A 23,236-nucleotide genomic window follows, 5' to 3' on the forward strand; every position below is an offset into this window, starting at 1 on the left:
AGTGCGTTTGGCGCCTGTTTTAAGTGGTGTTAAGGAGTATTTACAGCGAAAAAATCAGGGGTCACGAGTATGTTAAATCAAGAAAAAACAGGGTTAATCATCGTTGATGTTCAAGGTAAACTTGCTCGTATGGTCTATGAGAGCGAGACGCTATTGAATAATATACAAACGCTTGTTCAAGGGTGTCAAATACTGAACCTGCCAATCGTGTGGTTAGAGCAAAACCCTCAAGGTTTAGGGCGCACAGTGCCAGAGCTCAGTGAGTTATTAAATGGAAGTCAACCGCTAGAGAAATCCACCTTTGATGCTTGTAGAAATAAAGGTTTTGTTGATGCTATCTCTGAAAGTAGTGTGCAACAGTGGCTAGTTTGTGGCATAGAATCTCATATTTGTGTCTATCAAACAGTCGCTGGGTTGCTTGCAACGGGTTATGAGGTTGAGGTTGTTGCTGACTGTGTTTCATCACGTGAGAAAGCAAATGTCGAGCTTGCGTTAAACAAACTCCAAACTAAAGGTGCAAGCCTTACTGGGCTTGAAATGTGCCTTTATGAGTTAGTAAAAGATGCGGGTAAAGCAGAGTTCAAACAAATATTAGCATTGATTAAATAATCGGGCTTAAATGATAAGCTGCTTTAAATCAATTACTTGCGGTCAAGTGCTGACGTTGGTAATTATTTTTCACAGATGAAGGGCTAGGAAATGGATGAAATCAACGACTTAATAATGTCATTGAATAACAACACCAGGCAATCTGACGCATTTACGTTGTTAACTCTATTAGAACAGGTTTCTGGGTATAAACCCCATTTAAGTGGCAGCATCATTGGTTATGGACAATATCACTACCAATACAAAAGTGGCAGAGAAGGTGACTCATCTGTGATCGCATTTTCCCCACGAAAACAAAACTTAGTGGTTTATATTATGCCGGGCTTTGCCATGTTTACTGATAAATTAGCCAACTTAGGTAAGTATAGATGTGGTAAGTCATGCTTGTATATTAATAAACTCTCTGATATTAAATTGGATGTGCTTGCTGATATTGCTAGTATATCCGTGCAATATATGCAGCAAAAATATCCGTGTAGCAACCACTGACTCTGAGCATAAAAAAACATGGCTTGCTAGTAAAAGAAAAACCCATAAAACTTAATTTTATGGGTTTTCTTAGATAGGCTTTTAAGGATTATAAACACTCAATTTTCAACGTTACTCAAGCAATTTTAATAGAAAGTATCTTCTCTATTATGGGCTTGATGATCTTCGATGATATCTTCAAATTCTACTTCAAAATTATTATTGTTACAGGTGTCGGCCATGTAGATTGTACGAGTTGAGCCATCAATCCAAGTGACAGTACCACTACCTTTTCTGCTGCCACATTTCATACCAATATGAATATCATTAAATTCCATAGCGCCTCCTATTAATAAATTATAAAGATGCAAGTAGTTAGATTAAATAATCAGTTATTAGTTCAATAATATTTTTTGTTAAAAAACTATCAATCAAAAAACTAAATGAAAACCATCAAACATTGCTGTTTTTTTATTCGTTGAATAAATCATTATAGAGGTAAAATTTAGCTTTACTAGTGCCATTTAAGGAAAAAATGCGCAGCCAAGGGTACAACTTTTGCTAGCCCCCGTGACTGCTGGTATGTTGCTTAATAACTTTTTGTCATATGCAAAGGCGAGCCATGCAAATGCGATGGCTTCAAGCTGGTCGGCATCAATATCCTTTTGATTAGTAAGAAAAATTTCGTACTTTCTTTCTTGTGGTATTAGTTGTTGATTTAGCTCATCTTTCAACGTTTTATTATGAACGCCACCACCACAAAGATAGACTTTAGTGATGTTTTTTGTACCTGAACTGTGCTGCTTGATGGCGTTGACAATTGTGGTAGCGGTAAATCTATTTAGGGTAGCTTGTACATCTTGGCTTGCTACCGGTTTAACTTTCGCTAATTGTTGCTTAAGCCATGCTAAATTAAAATATTCTCGGCCAGTGCTTTTAGGTGGAATGAGTTGAAAATACTCATCAGACAATAACTGTGCTAATAAATCAGCATTTACCTGACCACTTGCAGCCCAAGTACCATTTTTATCATAGAGCGATTTTTCGCTAGGATGGTGAAACTGAAACCAATCGTCCATTAAGGCATTACCTGTACCTGTATCGTAGCCAATCACATCTAAGTTATCGCTTGCTGGTAGAAAGGTAAGATTTGAAATACCACCGATATTAATGACGAACACGTCAGAGCCATCAATCATTGCGTTAGCCTTGGCGGTGTTATCATTTAGCAATTTTTCACAAAAAATGGTTTGGTGAAAAGCGGGAACCAATGGAGCACCTTGTCCGCCTAGGGCCATGTCTTTGCGTCTAAACTGACCAACCACTCTGATATTGGTCAAGGTAGCTAACGTTTGACAGCAGCCAATTTGCAAGGTAAATGCATGTTTAGCGAGTGGTCTATGACGAATGGTTTGTCCGTGGTTACCTATAGCTATGATGTCATTAGCACAGAGTTGTTGCTGTAGTAAAAAAGCCGTAATGGCATTGGCAAACAGTTTGGCTAGCTCAATGTCTAATGAAAAAGCACGATCAATTTCATTATTATCAGAATTATTGTTTTGAGCGCAGTACAATGCAGTGATCTTTTGTGTCATTTCAGGGCTATAAGCCTGATAGTAACTGCCATGATGTGTCAGCTTATGATTCTCATCGAAAGAAACTAAAGCTAAGTCGATGCCATCTGCACTGGTACCTGACATTAAACCAATGTAATAGTTTGCTTGTTTATGCGAGCTCATAGGAGTATTAGTCATCACTTAATGGGCTACTTTCCCTGTTTGTTTCCATGGAAAGCATAGCACTTTTTGAACCGGCGAGTTCCTGTAACCTTTGCTCGGCTAGAATAGTAAATTCAGCTTTATACTTTTTAGCTATCGGTTTGGCGTCAGGTAATTTAACGGTTCTTGGGTTGCGATGTACCCCGTTAAGTAAAAACTCATAATGTAAATGCGGTCCGGCAGCTAAGCCGGTAGAGCCAACATAACCGATGACTTGTCCTTGTTTAACTCGCTGACCTTTTTTTACCGCCCGTTTAGAAAAATGAATGTATTTGGTTTCTATGCCATTACCATGTTGGATAAACACATGATGACCATTGTATTTATCATAGGTTGCTCTGATAACTTTGCCATTACCGGCGGCGACAACAGGAGTGCCGGTTTTGGCCGCATAGTCCACACCTCTATGGGCCTTCCAGCGTTTTTGTACAGGATGAAAACGTTTACGTTTGAAGCTAGAACTAATGTATTTAAAATTAACAGGTGCGCGTAAAAAAGCTTTACGCATGCTTTTACCGTCAGGTGTGTAATATTCACCGTCGGTAAAGCGTACTGCCCTAAAAGGGTCGTCTTGATTGATAAATTCTGCGGCTAAAATGTTTCCAGTACCAATGTATTCTCCTTCAACAAATTGCTGTTCAAAAATAACATGAAAGTTATCGCCTTTGCGTATATCTAATGCAAAATCTATGTCCCAACCAAAAATATTTGCAAGGGATATCACTTGCCCGTCGGTTAGCCCCGCAGCGGTTCCTGCATTCCAAAAATTTGAGGTGATGGTTCCATGGGCAAACGCTTGTCTTACTTCAACTGGTTTGCTTTCTTTGTGAGATTGGAAACTATCGCCAACCAAATTAATAAATAGGGTATCCGTCTTAGATAAAGGGTATTCTAGAGCGGTAATTTGCTTTTTATCATTCGTTGCAATGCGAAGAGTATCCCCAACATTGATTTTCAATAGTAATTTACTGTCTTGCCCTTTAGCAGTACTTACTGCATAAGTGTCTTGCGCAGTAAAACCTAAACGTTTAAAAATTCTAGCTAATGAGTCACCGCTACGCACTTTGACACTCTGCCAAGTAACCGCTTGTTGTTGCTCGGAATTAACTCTGGTTGTCATGGTGTTTGTGCGTTGACTTACGTCATTATCTTTCGAGTCAATAGAGGGGATGTCAATGGTTTTAACCCGCTGGGCGCCGGAGGATTGCTGCGGCATGGCTACTTGATAACGTTTACCTATTTCAAAGCTTTCATTACCGAGGTTTTGTTGGCTCAGCTCATGTCTACTGGGCATTAGTATTAACAATAGCGCAAGCAGGCTAGTGAAAATAATGATGAGGCGATGTTTTTTAGGAAGTCGTTGAAAAATTTCAGATACACGCAGATAGACTTCATGCAGGTTTTTTAACTGACGCTGTATTATTTGTTGTTTATTCACAAGGATATTTTATTTAATGGTAACCGAAATACGATAACTGTCGTTAACTATTATTTCACTATACCAAAGTTTTTCTGAAAGTTTTTATATAAATTTGTATAAAAGTTTGTATAAAAAAGTAGAACATCGACTTTTCTACTTTTATGTGGAAGCCAAAGTGAGTAGAATTCGGCCATTGAAATAAACCTATATCTAGCTAGTGGAGCTAAAAATGACCGATGTTAGTCAAGCGTTTGCAGAATTAAAACGTGGTGCGGAAGAGATCTTAGTTGAAGATGAACTATTAGAAAAATTAAAAACCGGCAAACCATTAAAAATTAAGGCAGGTTTTGATCCAACAGCACCTGATTTACACTTAGGCCACACAGTTTTGATTAATAAGCTTCGCCAATTTCAGCAGCAAGGTCACGAAGTGATTTTCTTAATTGGTGACTTCACCGGTATGATTGGTGACCCAACCGGCAAAAATGTTACCCGTAAACCGTTAACCAAAGCAGATGTATTAGCCAACGCTGAAACTTATAAAGAGCAAGTATTTAAAATTCTAGATCCTGAAAAAACTACCGTAGCTTTTAATTCTACTTGGATGGAAAAATTAGGTGCTGCCGGTATGTTATCACTAGCCTCTCGTCAAACGGTTGCCCGTATGATGGAACGTGATGACTTTAAAAAGCGGTATGCCAATGGCCAAGCTATTGCTATCCATGAATTTATGTATCCTTTGGTTCAAGGTTGGGATTCTGTAGCGCTTGAAGCTGATGTCGAGCTAGGAGGTACCGATCAAAAGTTTAATTTACTCATGGGGCGTGAACTACAAAAGTCAGAAGGCCAGCGTCCACAAACCGTGTTAATGATGCCACTGCTTGAAGGCTTAGATGGCGTACAAAAAATGTCAAAATCCCTTGGTAATTATATTGGCATTACCGATAGCCCATCAGATATGTTTGGTAAAATCATGTCAATTTCTGATGATTTAATGTGGCGTTACTATGAATTATTAAGTTTTAAACCGATAGCAGAAGTTGAACGTTATAAAGGCGAAATTGAACAAGGCAAAAATCCTCGTGATGTGAAAATTGATTTAGCCAAAGAAATTATCGCTCGCTTCCATGATGAGACTGCTGCTCAAGCAGCACACGATGAATTTATCAACCGTTTTCAAAAAGGGGCTATGCCTGATGAAATGCCAGAGCATGAAATCACTCCAGAAAATGGGGAGATAGCGATTGCTAACTTATTAAAAGAGGCAGGATTAGTCGGTAGTACTTCAGATGCATACCGAATGATCAAGCAAGGCGCAGCTAAAATTGATGGCGAAAAAATTACCGACAAAAGTTTGGTAATAACACGTGGAACCCAAGCTGTTTATCAGGTTGGAAAAAGAAAATTTGCTAAAGTAAGTGTGAACTAATTCAGTGATTTTATGGAATAACTACCAATAGACTTTTTTAAAGGCCAATCTGACGATTGGTCTTTTAGTTTTAACGCACCTATTCTCATCAATGTGTTATCCACGAGTAATACTACAGATATAACCATAAAATCATTATGGATATATCTGGCTGTTCTTAATCATTTTTTATCCGCTCTTTTATTACTGTTTTTGATCTACATCATAACTGTAAAAACTTGAACGCGTACACTGTGACATATTGTCGCAGTGTGTCATTTTAACCTATACTGCTTTTGCTGGTGTTTTTTTATCAAGAAGTGGATTCTTATGTTTTTCCGGTATTCAAAAAGTATTCTCATGCAACATACTGTTTTTACAGTTTTTATTTTATTTCTTTCTGTGGTTTTTAGTACTCCAGCCCAGGCGTTGTTTGTGAGTCCGCCTAAAGATCCTATGCCGTTGATTAAGGAAATCTTTCCACAACAAACCAAAATTTCTGAAAAACTATCAGCTAAAGCTGGGGATCCATTAATCTGGACGGTTTATAACAATGATGAAGTGCTTGGTTACGCATTTGAAACCAACGATTTAGCAAAAATTCCTGCGTACTCTGGTGAGCCCGTTAATATGTTAGTGGCAATTGATGCCAAAGGAAGTTATTTAGCGGCAAAGGTATTAGAACATCATGAACCCATTATTCTAGCGGGTATTCCTGAGTCTAAACTCCACAAGTTTGCTGATCAATATAATGGTTTGCATGTCAGTGAACGTTTGAAAGTCGGTGGCAATAAAACCGAAGGGGTAGTTCATATTGATGGCCTATCTGGTGCGACAGTTACCGTCATGGTGATGAACGTTGCTATCGTTAAAGCAGCAAAGTTAGTGGCCAGTTCACTCGGAATTATTAGTACCAGCTCAGAGCCAATTCAGCCCATGGGGACAATTCATAAAGATGTGTATGAAAAAGCTGATTGGACTACTTTGACCGGAAATGGTGCTATACGTAAATTATACCTGAATAGAAAAACCGTTGATGAAGCGTTTGTTGGCACTGAAGCCGAGCATGTTGATGAAGCATCACCAGAACAAAAACAAGATATGTTTGCAGAAATATATTTTGCCCAAGTAGATATACCAACCATTGGACGTAATTTATTAGGTGAAAGTGAATATAATTACTTGATGGCTTCATTAAAACCTAATGAGCATGCTTTAGTGTTAATGGGGAAAGGGTATTCTTTTAAAGGCTCAGGGTATGTGCGTGGTGCTATTTTCGATAGAATTCAAATTCTGCAAAATAACAATGCTTTTGCTTTTAGAGATTTAGATCACAGCCGTTTACCAGATATTTATATTGACGGTGCGCCTGAGTTTAAAGAAAGATCTATTTTTATCATTCGTGAACATCATGAGTTTAACCCTGCTTCTGATTGGCAGCTAGAATTGTTAGTTCGTCGTCAAACTGGACCATTAGAAAGTATTTTTACCAGCTTTAAAGCCGATTATCATACTTTGGATAAGTTTGTTGATCGCCCTGCTTTAATTATGCCTGAGCCAGAGCTCTCATTAACTCAGCAAGTGTGGAAAGAAAAAAATACCGAAGTGGTTATTTTGATCATCTTACTCAGTATTGTGGTGTTAAGTTTATTCTTCCAAGATATATTGGTTCGCCATCCTACCTTTATGCATAACTTCCGTCACGCGTTCTTGGTAGTTACCGTGGTATTTATTGGTTGGTCATGGGGCGGACAACTCTCTGTGGTCAACGTCTTTACTTTCTTGCAAGCCTTTATGTCTGATTTTTCTTGGGATTTATTTTTGCTTGATCCTGTGATCTTCATCTTGTGGGGCGCTGCTGCGGTAACCATGATTTTATGGGGACGTGCAGTTTATTGTGGCTGGTTGTGTCCGTTTGGTGCACTACAAGAGCTGATAAATATTTTTGCCCGTTACATTAAAATCCCTCAATTTGAGTTGCCTTGGGCAGTACATGAGCGTCTGTGGGCGATTAAATATCTAATATTACTCGCTTTGTTTGGCTTATCTTTAGAATCGTTAGCACTAGCCGAGCAATTTGCAGAAGTAGAGCCTTTTAAAACCACTTTTTTATTGAAGTTTGATCGTGAATGGCCGTTTATTTTGTACGCATCTGCCTTATTAATTATCAACATTTTTAATCGCAAGTTTTTCTGTCGCTATTTATGCCCATTAGGGGCCGCGTTATCAACCAGTAATAGCATTCGCTTATTTAGTTGGTTACGTCGTCGCCCAGAGTGTGGTCAGCCTTGTAAAACCTGTGCTAAAGAATGTGAGATTCAAGCAATCAATCCTGATGGGGTGATCAACATGCGTGAGTGTCATTATTGTCTTGATTGTCAGGTAACCTATTTTAATGAAGAAAAATGTCCGCCACTGAAAAAATTGGCACGTAAGAAAGCTAAGTACAAAGAAGCAGCAATCAAAGTAACAGAAGTAGCTTAATGTCGTTTTAGGTGATGTTTTCTAGGAAGACATTGTCGATGAAGCTAAATAACTAATTATTAAAAACGGAGAAAACCAATGAGTAATGAAGAGCAAAAAAATAATGAGGTGAGCATTGAAAATGCTGATCGCCGTAAATTTTTCGGTAAAACAGCGCTAATTGGTGCTGGTGTTGCCGCTGCCCCAATGACAGCCGCTATGTTTGCAGCAACAGCTAAAGCAAAAGCAGCTGAAGGTGGTTTGAGCCCAGTAGTTCACCCAGGTGAACTTGATGAATATTACGGTTTCTGGTCAGGCGGTCATTCAGGTGAAGTACGTATTATGGGCATTCCATCAATGCGTGAATTAATGCGTATTCCTGTTTTTAATACTGATTCAGCGACAGGCTGGGGCTTAACAGATGAGTCTAAGCGTATCAAAGGCGATAGCGCCGATATCATGATGGGTGATTCTCATCATCCGCACATGAGTATGACTGACGGTCGTTACAATGGTAAGTATGTTTTCATCAACGATAAAGCTAACTCGCGTGTAGCGCGTATTCGTTGTGATGTGATGAAATGTGACAAAATGATCACAGTGCCAAATATACAAGCGGTACATGGTTTACGTGTGCAAAAAGTACCTTACACTAAATATGTAGTATGTAATGGTGAATTTGAAATCCCAATGAATAATGACGGTAAAGATGGCATGAAAGATGTTAGCACTTACCGTTCGTTGTACAATGTTATTGACGCAGAAACCATGGAAATTGCTTTCCAAGTAATGGTTGATGGTAACTTAGATAACACTGATGCTGACTACGACGGTAAGTATTTTGCCTCAACATGTTATAACTCAGAAATGGGTATGAACCTAGGTGAAATGATCGGTGCAGAGCGTGATCATGTTGTGGTATTTAACCTTGCTCGTTGTGAAGCTGCAGTTAAAGCAGGTAAATTCAAAACGTATAATGGTAATAATGTACCTGTGTTAGATGGTCGTAAAGGCTCTGATTTAACCCGTTATATTCCAGTACCTAAATCTCCTCATGGTTTAAATACTTCACCTGATGGTAAGTATTTTATGGCTAATGGTAAGCTTTCACCTACCGTTTCAATTATCTCTATTGAAAAATTAGATGATTTGTTTAACGATAAAATTAAACCTCGTGATACCGTTGTTGGTGAACCAGAATTAGGTTTGGGGCCATTGCACACCGCTTTTGATAACAAAGGTCATGCATTCACAACGTTATTCCTTGATAGCCAAGTGGCTAAATGGAACATTGAAGAAGCAATTCAAGCGTATCAAGGTAAAAAAGTAAATTACCTTCGTCAAAAACTTGATGTACATTATCAACCGGGTCATAACTCTACTTCATCGGGTGAAACTCGTGATGCTGACGGTAAATGGTTAGTTGTTTTATCTAAGTTCTCTAAAGATAGATTCTTACCTGTAGGTCCTTTGAAACCAGAAAATGATCAATTAATTGATATTTCAGGTGATGAAATGAAAATTGTTCATGATGGTCCTACTTTTGCTGAACCACATGACGGTACAATTATTCACCGTAGTAAAGTGAAACCAAACAAAGTTTGGTCACGCGATGATTCAATTTTTGCGGAAACTCTAGCTATTGCGAAAAAAGACGGTGTTAACACCATGAGTGATAACAAAGTGATTCGTGACAAGAATGATCCTAAAAAAGTGCGCGTGTATATGACATCTGTTGCTCCAACTTATGGTATGGAGTCATTTGAAGTAAACCTAGGTGATGAAGTCACCGTTATTGTTACTAACCTTGACCAAGTAGAAGATGTAACTCACGGTTTTTGTATGACTAACCATGGTGTACAAATGGAAATTAGTCCACAGCAAACTTCTTCTATTACTTTTACAGCTAATAAACCAGGCGTACAATGGTATTACTGTAACTGGTTCTGTCATGCGCTACATATGGAAATGCGTGGACGTATGTTTGTTAAAGCGTAAGCTTTAATCGTTGCTGTGGATAGAGCCAGAACTGGTTCTGTCATGCAGCCATACAACACAAGTATGGAAATGCGTGGACGTATGTTTGTTAAAGCGTAAGCTTTAATCGTTGCTGAGGATAGAGTCAGAACTGGTTCTGTCATGCGGCCTTACAACACAAGTATGGAAATGCGTGGACGTATGTTTGTTAAAGCGTAAGTTTCAAACAGACAACTATTAAGCATACTGAAAATATTCAGTGTGCTAAAAAACACAAAAAAAGCTCAATATCAGCAGATATTGAGCTTTTTTACTTTTATTTTTTAATTAAGATCAACAGTCGAATAATTAAAAATGTTATGCTGTGTCTACTTTAAAACTTCTCGATAAAATGCGTTGCTCTTGATGAAAAAAATCCAGCCGTTATGCTTATTTCTATTTGTTTTTATTGTTAATTGTAGTCAATTGGCTTTTGCTCAAGAATACCAGTTAACCACGGCAGACAATCTCCAACAAATACTTGATAGTAGCCAAGATGGTGATGTGATATTACTTGAACCTGGACGGTATGCAGGTAACTTTGTGGTTAATAAGCAAATTACCTTACGTGGAAGCAATGAAGGAGGCAAGCAAGCTAGCTTTATTGATTCCCAAGGCTATGGTCATGGGCTAACCTTAAAAAATTCTCATATCACTATAGATAATCTGGTTATTGTTAACTGGGGAAAAGACCTTACTGACCAAAATGCGGGTATCTATTCTAATGATAAGGTAAAAAATGAACGAGCGGTTGGTTTAGTTATTAAAAATAACACCTTAACCGGTGATGGCTTTGGCATTTGGCTAAACCATGTAACTGAGGCGAAAATCTTTAATAATACCGTTGAGGGAAACTTAGCTTTACGCTCTGCTGATCGAGGTAATGGCATACAAGTGGCAAATGTTACTCATAGCCATGTTTATAATAATGAAACGTATAAAGTGAGAGATGGTATTTATGTTATTTCTAGTCAAAACAACCTGATTGAAAATAATACCATGCATGATTTACGTTATGGTATTCATTATATGTACTCTTACGATAATACTGTAAAAGGTAACACCGCTTATAGCACCCGAGCAGGCTATGCCTTAATGAGTTCTAGGCGTTTGAATATCATAGGCAATAAAACCACTGATAGCGAAGATTATGGTTTTTTAATGAACTTTATCACCCAATCAAACTTCATTAATAATCACATCAAAAATGTTTGGACCAAACCTGAAAATAAAGTATTAGGTCGAGACGGCAAAGGTTTATTTGTTTATAACTCTGGTTTCAACACCTTAGAGGGAAATGTGGTAGATACCGCAGAAATAGGTATTCATTTAACAGCAGGCTCTAAAAATATAAAGATTTACGGCAACAGCTTTATTAATAATCCTACTCAAGTTAAATATGTTTCAAATACTAAACAAGAATGGAGTAAAGATGGGCGTGGTAATTATTGGAGCAATTACCTTGGCTGGGATATGGATAACGATGGTATTGGTGATGCAGTATTTGAACCCAATGATGGTATTGATAAGCTAGTGTGGCAATATCCCGAGATGAAAATGATTATGGACAGTCCCGCAATTTTAATTTTACGCTGGGTTCAAAAACAATTTCCAGTGCTAAAACCCCCTGGGGTAAAAGACAGTCATCCACTGATGACGCCTCACTTGTCTCAAGCTTATTTACAAGAGAAACAACAAACTAACGTTAAACAAGTTTCGTTAACGCGTTTGCAGGAAGAAAAACTATGAATACTCCGTTAGTCTCGTTAACAGAGGCAGGAAAAACCTATGGTCAATTAGCGGCCTTAAGCGCGATGACAATGTCGCTCAACGAAGGCGAAGTTTTAGGATTGTTTGGTCATAATGGTGCGGGTAAAACCACCATGATGAAGCTTATTCTAGGGGTTATTTCACCTAGCCATGGCAAGGTTGAAGTAATGGGTATGGCGCCTGACTCAAAAGAAGCGTGGCATTGTCGTACCAAGGTTGGTTATTTGCCTGAAAATGTGAGCTTTTATGAACAGCTAACCGGTTTAGAAGTGTTGACCTATTTTGCCAAATTAAAAGGCTTTAATAAGAAACAAGCAGTAGAGCTTCTTGAGCAGGTGGGCATTACTCATGCGATGAAACGCCAAGTTAAAACTTATTCAAAAGGCATGCGCCAACGTCTTGGTTTAGCTCAGGCCTTTATTGGTGAACCGAAATTATTATTACTAGATGAGCCAACGGTTGGTTTAGATCCCATTGCTACAGGTGATTTTTATAAAACAGTGGATCAACTTAAATCCAATGGCTCAAGTGTTATCTTATGTTCTCATGTGTTGCCTGGTGTTGAACAACATATTGATCGTGCGATGATTTTATCTTCTGGAAAATTATTAGCGATGGGCACCTTGGGTGAATTACGCCAACAAGCAGCCCTGCCTGTAGTGATAAAACCCTCAGGATTAAATGGAGCGGTTGCAAACGATATTAAGTTAAGCAGTTATTTAACAACAGCATGTCAAGGTACCCTGATGGTACCTGAAGATGAAAAACTTAGCGTATTAAAACAACTGTTGAGCTTAAATGAACTTGATGATATTAACGTTGAGTCTGCTAATTTAGAAAAAGTATACCAGCACTTTTTAACTCAACATCAAAGCAGTGAGTTGAAAAAAGAAACAGCACGAGGGCAAAGCTAATGAAACAAATATTAACCGTGGCTAATAAAGAGTTTCATGATGGTTTACGTAACCGCTGGTTAGTGTCTATCACGTTAATCTTTGCGCTGTTGTCTATTGGCTTGACCTATTTTGGCGCCGCAGCATCTGGAGCCGTTGGTGTTACTTCTTTATCGACTACAGTAGCAAGCTTAGCGAGTCTTGCGGTTTTTCTTATTCCGTTAATTGCACTTTTACTTAGCTATGACAGTTTTGTTGGTGAACAAGAAAGTGGGACGTTATTATTGCTGTTAACTTACCCTTTAAGCAAAAGCCAATTGTTAATAGGTAAGTTTATCGGGCAGGGCAGTATCATAGCGTTAGCCACCTTATTGGGGTTTGGAGCCTCTGCAGTGTTACTGTATGTTCAGCTTGGTGATAGCGAGATTCTATGGGCTTTCTCACTATTTATTGTTAGCGCAATACTATTAGGTTTAAGCTTTACTGCTATTTCATACTTGATCAGCCTTTCGGTAAGTGAAAAATCCAAAGCCGCTGGTTTTGCCCTTATCACCTGGTTCTTGTTTGCGTTAGCGTTTGACCTAGCCTTGCTTGCATTATTAGTTGGCGTTGAAGAAGGCGTGTCACAGCAAGGGTTAACCCAGTTGATGATGTTAAATCCTACTGATATTTTCCGTTTGGTTAATTTAGCAGGATTAGCAAGCAGTGATGTTAACGGTGCTTTGTCAGTAGCTATCAAAGCTAGTTTGTCACAAACACAGTTGTTTTCAGCACTACTGGCTTGGGTGTTTTTGCCGTTAACCTTGGCTATTTTCATTTTTAAGAAAAAGAAACTTTAATCATTTTTACTGAGAATATTTATCATGAAACCTTATAAATTTTTAACCTTGATCTGCAGCCTAGTGCTCCTTAGTACCGCATTAATTGCTTGCTCTGATAACACAGAGAAAAAACAAATGTTACATCAAGCCGTTGCGATGGAATCGGCTGATGAATGTCATTTATGCGGCATGCTCATTACCCGTTTTGATGGCCCTAAAGGTGAGGTTTTCCGTAAAGAACAAGGCGATAAAGTATTCAAGTTTTGTTCAACTCGTGACATGTTCAGCTATTATTTAGATCCAGAGAACACCCGCAATGTTAGTCAAATGTTAGTACACGATATGAGCAAAATGCCATGGGGTAGTGACAGTATTGATGATAAATACTTTATTGATGCTAAAAGTGCTTGGTATGTGGTTGGCTCAGAAAAAACTGGTGCAATGGGAGCAACGCTAGCAAGTTTTAGTCAACAAGAAGATGCTAAGGCTTTTGCGATAGAGTTTGGCGGTAAAGTATTGAGTTTTAATGATATAAATTTTGATGCGCTGTGATAAAAGCCCTTAATAGTTAAAACCAATACTTTAAAGTAAGCAAAGAACTTGTTAGGCTGAAAAGTTCTTTGCTCTTACTTTATGTTACTTAACATGTTTAAAACACTCACAATTGTTCTATTACACTTTGTTCTGATTGCTTGTGCTAGTAAACAAGCGGGAGTAGTTTTTCATGATAATTTCGATTTTAGCCATGTTAAAAGCTACAGCCTCTATCAGCGTAATTCACTTTTTGGTGAGACACAAAGCTTATTAAGTGCTCACAGAAATGCCATTGAAATCGCCATTGAACGTGCCATGGCAAATAAAAAATTTGGCTATGCGACTATAGAGCAAGCTGATGTTATTGTTACTTATCATCTGTTTACTGGCGCATCAGCCGAATATTCGCATTATAATAAGGTGGTAAATTTTTGCGAACCTTGCTTAAGGGCGAATACATGGCAAACAAAAAATCAATATAAACAAGTTACTCGGGGTAATTTGGTTTTAGATTTAGTTGACCCAAAACAAAACCGGTCGGTTTGGCGCAGTGTTTTTCCTTTAAACCTAGACGTAAAAGATAATAGCGTAGAAACCAACAGTAAAATAAACAATGCAGTTACCTCTATGTTAGCGCGATACCCGCATAAGGTGAGCAACAATAAAGCGATTAACTAATGCTATATCCTAGCCTGTTTTGTTGGTTTGAATATTAATGATGGCGTAATATTTGTAAAAGCCACTTCGAAAAATAACAGTAAGCAAGCAACTAGTGGCTATTGTCGTCAAGCGTATAGCCAACCACATAGCTTGTTGGCGTACTGAAACCATAACTACTGTGAATTTTAGCGATGCGCTTTAACAAGTGAATACGTTAGCTAATAAATCATTCAAAAAACTATTCAAGCGGTTATACACTGTTTATAATACAAACCCTTGCAAATCACTTCGTTAATAAAGCAGATAAACTATGAATTTTCCTACAGATGAAACGGGTCAAGTGTTAGCAGAAATGCACCAAGCTGGCATAGATCTGAGTGTTACTCACAAAGTAGTGTTTTTTCATTTGTTTGAACAGCAAGCTCAAGCTCAAACGATGGCAGCCTATATTACTGAAAACATGCCTAATGTCATTGTCGACATTCACCCTGACGAAACGCCAAATGTTTGGGATCTTGATTGTACTATAGAAATAGTGCCAAGTTATGACAATATTCTTAAACAAGAAACAGATTTTGAGGCGATTGCCAACAAGTTTTCTGGTTACAACGATGGTTGGGGAATAGAAGCTTAATTATTTTTATGCTTTAAATTACAAAGTTTTATGTTATTTTTCATCCTCAAAAAGTATAAAGTTTATTTAACTATCGCAGCAGAATCAATCGCACTCTCTTTGTGTAAACCCCATGGTGACCTCTTTAATAAGTTACGACGCTATTTTAGTATTAGAATTGTGAGAAATGCGGGAGCAACGGTTAATTTGACGGGTGTGATTGATGATGATACCGATATATTAATTGTCAATCATCAAAGTATGACAGATATTTTTGTACTAGAAGAACTCATTGGCAATGATGTACGTTTTGTTGGCCGAACAGGTATTATGGATAAATGGCCAGTTTCGGTGGTTGTGGATCGCGTTGGTCATATCACTGTTGACCAACAAGACAGAAGAGCGATAATCAAACTACTTAAAGACATCCGTTCATGCCAAGGTAAAAAAGTTGTTATATTCCCCGAAGGTACTCGCTCACAAACCGGAAAGATAGAAGCGTTTGAAGGTGGCACTAAGTTGGTCGTCGAAAAGTTAAACCTCAAAGCACAGCCAGTGGTTATTAAAAATATTCTTTCAATTTATAACGAATATGAACAAACCGCAAAAAGCGGCGTGATTGAAATACAAGCATTACCTGCGATAACAGTCGCCGAGGGTTGGTATGAACAAATCCAACAAGATATGAAAGCCGTGTTCGAACAGCCTTAGGCTTGCTCTCCTAGGTTCACTCTAATTGTCATTATGATATTAGTATTCCATACCTTAGCATTATGTTTGGGGCTAGCCTATTTTAGTATAGGCTTTGAAAAATGATTTAAACAAACGCCCCAATATAAAATGTATTGAAATTACTGTACTAGTTCATATAGTCAACCATTCGCTTAAAGTCATCTTTATTCACTGTTTTACAACTTAACATTTGATCGCATGTTCGCCCTATTATCAAGGTACCAGTGCCTGAGCTTTTATCAGGGATGCTACTATCAAAAATATCAAATTGTTGGTCAAAAATAGCTGTTAAGGTTGGGGCGTTAATTTCTACTACCTCAATGTTATCAGACAACGCATTTTTGGGGCTAAGGTATGCATTTTTATCTTGCTGCTTAGTCGATTTAAGTAATACTGTTTTTAGTTTGTTCTTAGGTTCAACATTTTTTAGTCGAGCCGTTAATTTGGGGAAGTCGTCAGGTATTAACCTGTTTTCACTTTGCATGTAATCAAGGAATTGGTTCATGAATTTATGACCTAACACATATGTTTTCGTTAAGTATTTATCGGATAACTCAATATCGTATTCACCAAATGTTTTGCTGTAATATATCATGCCAAGTAAAAAATTAGCATCGGGGTGTTTCATTCTAGCGGCTTTTTTTAAATACTTTATTGCTTCTTCAGTGTCTCTTAGATTTGGCTCTGTTAACCTCAGTAAAGCGACTTTTACAGGGGCAGCATAAGACCCATACTTGGTTGCTCTTCTAAATTGTTTTAATGCTTTATCTAAATTCTTTTCTGTACCATAACCATGATAATAAAATTCACCCAGCGCAGACATAGCATCAGCATAGCCAATGCGGGCGTAATTTTTATATTTTTTAAAATATTGTCGGCATTCTTCAGTGTCGCACTGACTCATTTCTGCAGAGTAACTGGTTATTGAAAATAGGGCCAAAATTAAGGTTAAAAGTAGGTTGTTAATTTTCATAAGTATTTCCTTTTTTATGCTAAATTACGGTTGTTTTCACTTTAGTCTTTTATCAAAGTAAGTTTTTCATCTATTTTTGAGCAATAACGTTTTGCTTGTATGGCCGCGTTACGGTCTTCTTGTCGAAGATTAGCTTGGTTAATATATTTATAGGTATTTTCACTACCAATTAGGTAATCAATAAGTACCATATATGCCTGTAATTCAGCGATTCTATACTTTATGTGTTTGTTGCGGGTTCTAAGTTTAGAAGGGAATTTATGATATTCATAAGTATCTGATACTTTCCACCTTTTGGGACTAATGTATTTTCTCGCGGCATAGCAATAAGAAACTTCTTTGGCTAGCTCTTCTCTTGTAATAGTTTGTGAGGCTAGCGCTAATGTTTTATTGTCAAATTTCTCAGTTTCAATGTTTACTAATTTGGTGATGTTATCAATGGATACTGAAATGGCTAATGAGCTGCTTAGGGGGTTACCCTCTAGCTTACTGATACTTTGATTACCGTTGCTTTTTAATTGATAATCAATGTCAAAATATTCCCCTGTCTCATCAAATTTAAAATATAAATTTATTATGCCGCTTTCTTTATCACCAGTTTCTATGCTTGCATCTTCTCCCAGGGAAACGATTAGATTAGCTGCCTCATCTAATTGTTTCTCTTCTGATTGAATCGATATACTAGATGAATTTTTTGAAGCAGGGATAGTGTAAATTGTGCTTTTGATTAGAATTACTTCATTATCTTTTGCTTCCAGGGCGAAAGTAAAAGTACAGCTGAACAATAATAATATGACCATTTTCATAATTTAGTATATTTCCAAGTTGTTTGGTTTAAATTGGTGACCCTGATAATAATACGCACTAGTAGTTAATGAAAACAAGTTAACATTATGATATTCATGAATATTCATTTTTATTATGAATATTCATGCAGATGAATTTTTGATTTGCTCTTTAAAAAAGATTAAATATTCCTGATAATAAAGTTAACTGGAAGTCACAGAGTAAGTTGATGGATTTAGCAGAAAAATTAGTACAACTACGAAAAGGGCTAGGATGGACACAAGCAATTGCCGCGAAAAAAATAACAATACAACAATCTTATTTATCCAAATTAGAGAGTGGTCAATACCTGCCATCTGAAGAGGTTATTAATAAGATCTGTTTAGCTTATGAAGTTAAAACTGAAGAACTATTGCCATCCCCCAAAAAAAAGAAAAATAATGATTATATATGGATTGTCTCTAGTGCTATTGGTTTGATTTTTATTTTAGTAGGACATTTTTCTCTAGTATTTCCTCAAACTTATTACACCTACAAAGTAAAAAGTGTCGATGTGTTATCATCAAAACAGCATATTAATTATCATTTAAGTGACCATTACCAAGGTGAAAAATATCGGCAAACATTTGATGGCGTGAAGTATGAATATAGTTTAGTTGCGCAAAGAGACATTAGCCGAGCTGAGAATAGATGGTTGATAGCATGCGGCTGCTTATTGATTTTTTTACCCGTAACAATGACTTTCTACCAACGTAAAGTAAAAGCTAAATAAGCCCTACAATACCCTTAGCCAACCCTATTGCTCTTCTTTATCAATAATATTAAACGCAGGCAGTGATACTTGCCAATATATCGCTGCTAACCTTAACAATAAAGCCCCTGAAATAGCAGCGACAGTCGCTTCATTGTCAGGCCAGCCAAGTATGTTAAACGTTGCATATAAACAACCACCTAGCATGGCTGCAAGCGCATAGATTTCTTTTTGTAAGATCATAGGAATTACATTACATAATACATCTCGGATCATCCCACCTGCTACGCCAGTGATTGTGCCTAAAACAATAGCAACCGGCATAGGAGAACCCAACATCAGTGACTTTTGTGTGCCTAACACCGCAAAAAGCGCTAAACCTAAAGCATCAGAAATCAATAAAAATCGTTTTGGAATTCGTTTTGGTTGACGAATAAAAATAATGGTGAGAAGTGCCGTAGCTAAAATAACGTACAGATATTGGGGATCTACAGTCCAAAAAACCGGTACTTGCAGAATGATGTCGCGAATAGTGCCACCGCCTATTGCGGTAACAGAAGCAAGGACTACCACCCCAAAGGGATCGAGCTTATATCTACCCGCCATTAATGCGCCGGAGAGGGCGAAAACAACTACACCAAAAATATCGAGGTAATGTATAAGCTCATGCATTTGTTAATAATAGGTATGCTGTTAGTGAGAGCGTTTGTTAATAACCACAGGCAATTTAGCCTCAAGCCAACCATTCATATCGCCGGTTAAGTGACGTATATTGTTAAAGCCACTTTTACTCAGCACCGCTTCAGCAATGCCAGCACGACGGCCAGAACGACAATACACTACAACAGTGCTGTCTTTATATTGCGCTAGTTGACCCAGCTTTTCTTCAACCATGTCATGGCTAACATTAATGGCATTATTAATGTGACCTTGGTTGTACTCTTCCTCAGAGCGCACATCTAATATGATAATATTATGTTCGGGCGCTTTAAGTGCTGTTAATAATGCTTGTTGAGAAATTGATGGTGTATCAACCGCAAAAACCAGTGCAGAAAACAGGCTAAATGCTAAGGCGAAAATCATTCTATTTTTGATCATGGTATCTTCCAGCGTAATTGGTCAGGGCGTATTTAGGATTGAGTTTATAATAAATAACTATTTTTTACTAAGTTTTGTGATGCTAGGTCTAACTCACCATAGTCTCAATAATAACAGCTAATACAATACTAAAGAATGCATAAAGGTAAAGAACCAAATTAACTTTATGCTGGGCATGAATAATATCGGTAGTCTGAGGTTGCCGTGCTAAATCATTAAAGCTCGTTTTATAGCGTTTTTGTTTAGGGTTGTCATTGTCATCATATAACGCAACACCTCCGAGTTTTACTTCTAAATTTAAGGCTAATAACAATAAGGCGATATTATTATTTAGCTGAAAAAACAGTGATTTACTCAATCGCCAAAAAAGTGTGAAGTTTTTGCCTATGCTGATAAACAACAGTAATAGTGTAAATAATCTCACAGGCAACCACTGAAAAATATTGCTTAAGAGAGCAGCACAACGCCCGAAGTGGTTAAATTTGAGCAGTTTGCAATTCCAACAATAATGCATTTCTAACAGTAGACGGTAACAAATAGCCAACAATGGCCCGAAGAATATATATATAACTGCAACCGTAAAACCTTGCTGCAAGGTGCGTAATAAGTACATTTCAATGCTAGCTTTACTTAAGCCTAGGCTAGACAAAGTTTCTGTTTCTCTTAATACCCAAGGATTAAGGGTTTGTTTCGCTAAGTAGTTTTGATTGGCAACTAAAGCTTGGGCAATACTTTTGTTGGCTTGTGCTACGCCAAAAGCGCCAAGGGCAACATAAAGCAGTAGTGCTTGCCATAAAAAGTCCACCTCTACAAAGGCTTCAAACAACCATAAAATAATAGCAATTGGTAATAAGGTCACAATAATAGCAACAAAGCCGGCAATGGTTTGTTGTTTTGACGAATTACCTTGCTTATTGACTTTATTGCTTAGTTGCAAACAATAGAATTGAAAAAACCGCAGAGGTTCATGTGGGATAAAATGACTAACAACCGCTTTACTTACGATGACGGTAAGTAGAATTAATAGTTGATAACTAAAAGAAGTTAGCGCGTTAATGTCAGTCATTGTTTATCATTTTATTGATTTGTTACTGTTAGGATTAGCTAAGTTTTTTGCCTTTTAGCGCATTTAGCATGTTAATAACGAGTTTTGATGAATTAACAGATGCAGTTTCTAAATATTCATCAAAAGATGTGGGCGATTCTGCTCCGGCAATATCAGAAAGTGAACGAATAATCACAAAGGGAATATTAAATTGGTGGCAAGTATGGGCAATTGCAGCGCCTTCCATCTCTACCGCAGCCATAGTTGGAAAGTTTGCACGTGCTTTGGCAATATCATCGGCTTTAGTCATAAAAGTATCACCTGTGGTAATTAAACCCACCATGGTGTTAATGTTTGCTAACGTTTCAATACCTTGTTGTGCGGCTAAAACTAAGGTTGGGTGAGGAATATAAGCTGCTGGATTAGCAGGAAGTTGACCTATTTCATAGCCAAAAGCCGTCACATCTACATCGTGATAACGAACTTCTGAACTCACCACAATATCGCCAACACTTAAGGTTGGGTCGAAACCACCGGCAGATCCGGTGTTAACCACATAATCAGGTTTAAACTTATCAATAAGTATTGCTGTTGCTAAAGCCGCGGCAACTTTACCAATACCTGATTGGACAATAACCACCTCATTGCCCTCTAGTTGTCCTTGATAAAAGGTGTAACCAGCATGAGTGCTAGTTTCAGCATGGGTAAGTTTAGCTTTTAAAATTGCAACTTCTGGCTCCATTGCGCCAATAATACTTGCTTTCATTACTTTCTCTTTAATAGATTGAATTAGGACGATTATAACGCAAGTAAGCCTAGATTATAAAGCAGGAAAGCATAGGGCAACTCGCTAAAGGCTAATATTGATGGCGAGTTATTCTATGCTTTGTTCAGCTTAGCGAAAACCTAACGGATTAATATCAATCTACTTTATGTTATTAATGAGGCAAGGCCGCAGTGTTTTGTCCTGCCAATTGTCCAGATAGCTGGGGTGAAAGTTGTGCTTGTGCAGCTGTTGGACTTAATACTCCTGTATTTCTTGGACGAGCTTTAACCATAGGTGCAGGAATAACTTTTCCTTTGACTTTAGGTAAAGGTGAGCTATTACCTAATAACCTAGAGTTAATGCAGGCTCTTATCTCATCTAGGGTATAGTTTGCTTTGATTTTAATTCTAAGGTGAGGAATTGAAGCGGCTTCAAGCGCGCCACTGACAAACCAATCTTTCTTGATTTTGTAGCCTTTACCTTGAGTATCAACCAGATCAATAGCACCGAGTAGTTTCATTGAACTTCGCTCACAAATAACAAAGTCTAGATATTTGCCTTCAGCATTATTGGCTGCATTTTGACTAGCTCTATTAGAAACTCCCTGACGAATTGTCACAATATCAGCTAATTTTACGCGATTTAGAATGCGATAATTACTACCCATGGCTTGTTCAACTAAATTTTGAAAATTTTTCTCTGCGGGGGTGAAAACTGCAGGCTTGCTATCAAAAGGAAAAGGAAAACTGTTGTCATTTAAACGGCTTGCCAAAACACCAACAATAACAATAAGGCTGATTAGCGCAAATAAAATAAGTTCCATAAAAATCTCCAGCAATTCAAATTCTTGACGCTTTACCCACAAAAGTGAGTAAAGTGAATACTTAATCTTGATTAAGCAGAATTTGTGCCAAAGGAGACTTTAGTTAAATTTTTAAACTAAATCGCGGGTAAGTGCTAGCGATTAAGATGGAGACTTGCTAATTATTTTGGGTATTTTTCCGCTAACGCGGCATATAATATTGTTTGAAAATCATCAGCACTGGCATCTAGGGTGTTAACTAAATTGGCTAATACTTCATTGTCTTCTTGACCGTGCCAAACTTTAATATAGCTGCCGTCTTTATAGCCATGATCTTGACGGAAAAAGTTTAACGTGTTTTTGCCAACATATTGGCGAAACAACTCATCTAAATCCATGTTCATCAGAGACATACAGTCAGCTAATGCTTTGGCATCAAAGGCCTTATCGGTAACAGCAGCAGAAGCTAAGCTTTCTAATGCAATTTTAAAGTCATTTTCTCCAGTGCCTTGATGAAGCTCTTTAGCAAGCTTTTTAGAAATTTGTTCAACACTGGCACCTGACATTAGTCGTAGACTTAAGCCAAAATGAAAAATATCTACCAATTCAAGTTGTACTTGAGCAACGTCAATTTCTTGGTGCTTCCACCATTTCCAACCATGATGATCAAGCATTTCAGCGCACTCTACCCAAATAGCGCGATACCATTCGTAACCATTGCTGCGCCAGCTTTCGCTAACACGGGAGTTCATCGCATCTTGCATGGTTAGCATTTGAGTGATTTGCTTTTGTGCAATGGATAAGGCTGTAGATAATTGTTCGCTCATTAT

Annotated in this window: 24 protein-coding genes; 13 read left to right on the plus strand and 11 right to left on the minus strand. The window is 37.7% G+C overall.

The annotated features are described in order from the left end of the window. Window positions 1-69: 69 nt before the first annotated feature. Window positions 70-609 carry a hydrolase gene (locus ABXG98_RS08860; protein WP_353538309.1) on the plus strand — a complete coding sequence of 180 codons (540 nt, stop codon included), beginning with the start codon at window positions 70-72 and terminating at the stop codon, window positions 607-609. A 90-nt stretch (window positions 610-699) separates the two neighbouring features. Beyond that, the gene (locus ABXG98_RS08865) at window positions 700-1,098 is read left to right on the plus strand and encodes a DUF1801 domain-containing protein (protein ID WP_353538310.1); all 399 of its coding nucleotides are present in this window, start codon (window positions 700-702) and stop codon (window positions 1,096-1,098) included. A 125-nt stretch (window positions 1,099-1,223) separates the two neighbouring features. On the opposite strand, the gene ABXG98_RS08870 is transcribed toward ABXG98_RS08865, so the two are convergent. From ABXG98_RS08870 to ABXG98_RS08880, 3 genes are all read right to left on the minus strand, one after another. Then, the gene (locus tag ABXG98_RS08870) at window positions 1,224-1,415 is read right to left on the minus strand and encodes a hypothetical protein (protein WP_353538311.1); all 192 of its coding nucleotides are present in this window, start codon (window positions 1,413-1,415) and stop codon (window positions 1,224-1,226) included. 186 nt (window positions 1,416-1,601) lie between these two features. Then, the gene (locus ABXG98_RS08875) at window positions 1,602-2,831 is read right to left on the minus strand and encodes an anhydro-N-acetylmuramic acid kinase (RefSeq protein ID WP_353538573.1); all 1,230 of its coding nucleotides are present in this window, start codon (window positions 2,829-2,831) and stop codon (window positions 1,602-1,604) included. Then, the gene (locus ABXG98_RS08880; protein WP_353538312.1) at window positions 2,824-4,293 is read right to left on the minus strand and encodes a peptidoglycan DD-metalloendopeptidase family protein; all 1,470 of its coding nucleotides are present in this window, start codon (window positions 4,291-4,293) and stop codon (window positions 2,824-2,826) included. Before ABXG98_RS08880 ends, ABXG98_RS08875 begins: the two co-directional genes overlap by 8 nt. A 211-nt stretch (window positions 4,294-4,504) precedes the next feature. On the opposite strand from ABXG98_RS08880, the gene tyrS reads away from it, so the two are divergent. From tyrS to ABXG98_RS08930, 10 genes are all read left to right on the plus strand, one after another. Further along, window positions 4,505-5,704, plus strand: coding sequence for a tyrosine--tRNA ligase (tyrS, locus tag ABXG98_RS08885; protein ID WP_353538313.1), 1,200 nt, complete (start codon window positions 4,505-4,507; stop codon window positions 5,702-5,704). Between the two features lie 339 nt (window positions 5,705-6,043). Beyond that, complete coding sequence (gene nosR / locus ABXG98_RS08890; protein ID WP_353538314.1) at window positions 6,044-8,167, plus strand: transcriptional regulator NosR; 2,124 nt, start codon at window positions 6,044-6,046, stop codon at window positions 8,165-8,167. Window positions 8,168-8,245: 78 nt separating this feature from the next. After that, window positions 8,246-10,144: a TAT-dependent nitrous-oxide reductase gene (nosZ, locus tag ABXG98_RS08895; protein WP_353538315.1), complete on the plus strand. Its 1,899-nt coding sequence runs from the start codon at window positions 8,246-8,248 to the stop codon at window positions 10,142-10,144. A gap of 384 nt (window positions 10,145-10,528) precedes the next feature. Next, window positions 10,529-11,911 carry a nitrous oxide reductase family maturation protein NosD gene (locus ABXG98_RS08900; protein WP_353538316.1) on the plus strand — a complete coding sequence of 461 codons (1,383 nt, stop codon included), beginning with the start codon at window positions 10,529-10,531 and terminating at the stop codon, window positions 11,909-11,911. Beyond that, on the plus strand, window positions 11,908-12,846 hold the full coding sequence (locus ABXG98_RS08905; RefSeq protein WP_353538317.1) for an ABC transporter ATP-binding protein: 939 nt from the start codon (window positions 11,908-11,910) through the stop codon (window positions 12,844-12,846). The genes ABXG98_RS08900 and ABXG98_RS08905 overlap by 4 nt, the downstream gene beginning before the upstream one ends. After that, complete coding sequence (locus tag ABXG98_RS08910; RefSeq protein ID WP_353538318.1) at window positions 12,846-13,664, plus strand: ABC transporter permease; 819 nt, start codon at window positions 12,846-12,848, stop codon at window positions 13,662-13,664. Before ABXG98_RS08905 ends, ABXG98_RS08910 begins: the two co-directional genes overlap by 1 nt. Window positions 13,665-13,688: 24 nt before the next feature. After that, window positions 13,689-14,198, plus strand: coding sequence for a nitrous oxide reductase accessory protein NosL (locus tag ABXG98_RS08915; protein ID WP_353538319.1), 510 nt, complete (start codon window positions 13,689-13,691; stop codon window positions 14,196-14,198). Window positions 14,199-14,291: 93 nt separating this feature from the next. Further along, window positions 14,292-14,858 carry a DUF4136 domain-containing protein gene (locus ABXG98_RS08920; RefSeq protein ID WP_353538320.1) on the plus strand — a complete coding sequence of 189 codons (567 nt, stop codon included), beginning with the start codon at window positions 14,292-14,294 and terminating at the stop codon, window positions 14,856-14,858. A gap of 292 nt (window positions 14,859-15,150) precedes the next feature. After that, window positions 15,151-15,474, plus strand: coding sequence for a ribonuclease E inhibitor RraB (locus ABXG98_RS08925; RefSeq protein ID WP_353538321.1), 324 nt, complete (start codon window positions 15,151-15,153; stop codon window positions 15,472-15,474). A gap of 30 nt (window positions 15,475-15,504) precedes the next feature. Next, window positions 15,505-16,164, plus strand: a complete 660-nt coding sequence (locus tag ABXG98_RS08930; RefSeq protein WP_353538322.1) for a lysophospholipid acyltransferase family protein — start codon at window positions 15,505-15,507, stop codon at window positions 16,162-16,164. 148 nt (window positions 16,165-16,312) lie between these two features. Here the strand turns inward: ABXG98_RS08930 and ABXG98_RS08935 are convergent, their stop codons facing one another. Together ABXG98_RS08935 and ABXG98_RS08940 are read right to left on the minus strand one after the other, a co-directional pair. Next, window positions 16,313-17,158: a tetratricopeptide repeat protein gene (locus ABXG98_RS08935; RefSeq protein ID WP_353538323.1), complete on the minus strand. Its 846-nt coding sequence runs from the start codon at window positions 17,156-17,158 to the stop codon at window positions 16,313-16,315. Window positions 17,159-17,199: 41 nt separating this feature from the next. Then, window positions 17,200-17,964 (minus strand): hypothetical protein, encoded by a 765-nt coding sequence (locus ABXG98_RS08940; protein ID WP_353538324.1) that lies wholly within the window; start codon window positions 17,962-17,964, stop codon window positions 17,200-17,202. A 209-nt stretch (window positions 17,965-18,173) separates the two neighbouring features. Here ABXG98_RS08940 and ABXG98_RS08945 point away from each other — a divergent pair, with 209 nt between their 5' ends. After that, window positions 18,174-18,716, plus strand: coding sequence for a helix-turn-helix domain-containing protein (locus ABXG98_RS08945; protein WP_353538325.1), 543 nt, complete (start codon window positions 18,174-18,176; stop codon window positions 18,714-18,716). Window positions 18,717-18,740: 24 nt separating this feature from the next. Here the strand turns inward: ABXG98_RS08945 and ABXG98_RS08950 are convergent, their stop codons facing one another. The 6 genes from ABXG98_RS08950 to ABXG98_RS08975 all read right to left on the minus strand — a co-directional run bounded on the left by ABXG98_RS08950 (window position 18,741) and on the right by ABXG98_RS08975 (window position 23,233). Then, window positions 18,741-19,367 carry a trimeric intracellular cation channel family protein gene (locus tag ABXG98_RS08950; RefSeq protein WP_353538326.1) on the minus strand — a complete coding sequence of 209 codons (627 nt, stop codon included), beginning with the start codon at window positions 19,365-19,367 and terminating at the stop codon, window positions 18,741-18,743. A gap of 21 nt (window positions 19,368-19,388) precedes the next feature. Further along, window positions 19,389-19,793, minus strand: coding sequence for a rhodanese-like domain-containing protein (locus ABXG98_RS08955; RefSeq protein WP_353538327.1), 405 nt, complete (start codon window positions 19,791-19,793; stop codon window positions 19,389-19,391). Window positions 19,794-19,881: 88 nt separating this feature from the next. Then, window positions 19,882-20,859, minus strand: a complete 978-nt coding sequence (locus tag ABXG98_RS08960; protein ID WP_353538328.1) for a cobalamin biosynthesis protein CobD/CbiB — start codon at window positions 20,857-20,859, stop codon at window positions 19,882-19,884. 34 nt (window positions 20,860-20,893) lie between these two features. Further along, window positions 20,894-21,604, minus strand: coding sequence for a 5'-methylthioadenosine/S-adenosylhomocysteine nucleosidase (gene mtnN, locus ABXG98_RS08965; RefSeq protein ID WP_353538329.1), 711 nt, complete (start codon window positions 21,602-21,604; stop codon window positions 20,894-20,896). A 172-nt stretch (window positions 21,605-21,776) separates the two neighbouring features. After that, entirely contained in the window at window positions 21,777-22,427 is a 651-nt protein-coding gene (locus ABXG98_RS08970; RefSeq protein ID WP_353538330.1) for a DUF2726 domain-containing protein, read from the minus strand. Window positions 22,428-22,588: 161 nt separating this feature from the next. Beyond that, window positions 22,589-23,233, minus strand: coding sequence for a dUTP diphosphatase (locus tag ABXG98_RS08975; RefSeq protein ID WP_353538331.1), 645 nt, complete (start codon window positions 23,231-23,233; stop codon window positions 22,589-22,591). Window positions 23,234-23,236 lie beyond the last annotated feature (3 nt).

This window comes from Colwellia sp. KU-HH00111 (assembly GCF_040362745.1).
GTDB lineage: Bacteria > Pseudomonadota > Gammaproteobacteria > Enterobacterales > Alteromonadaceae > Colwellia.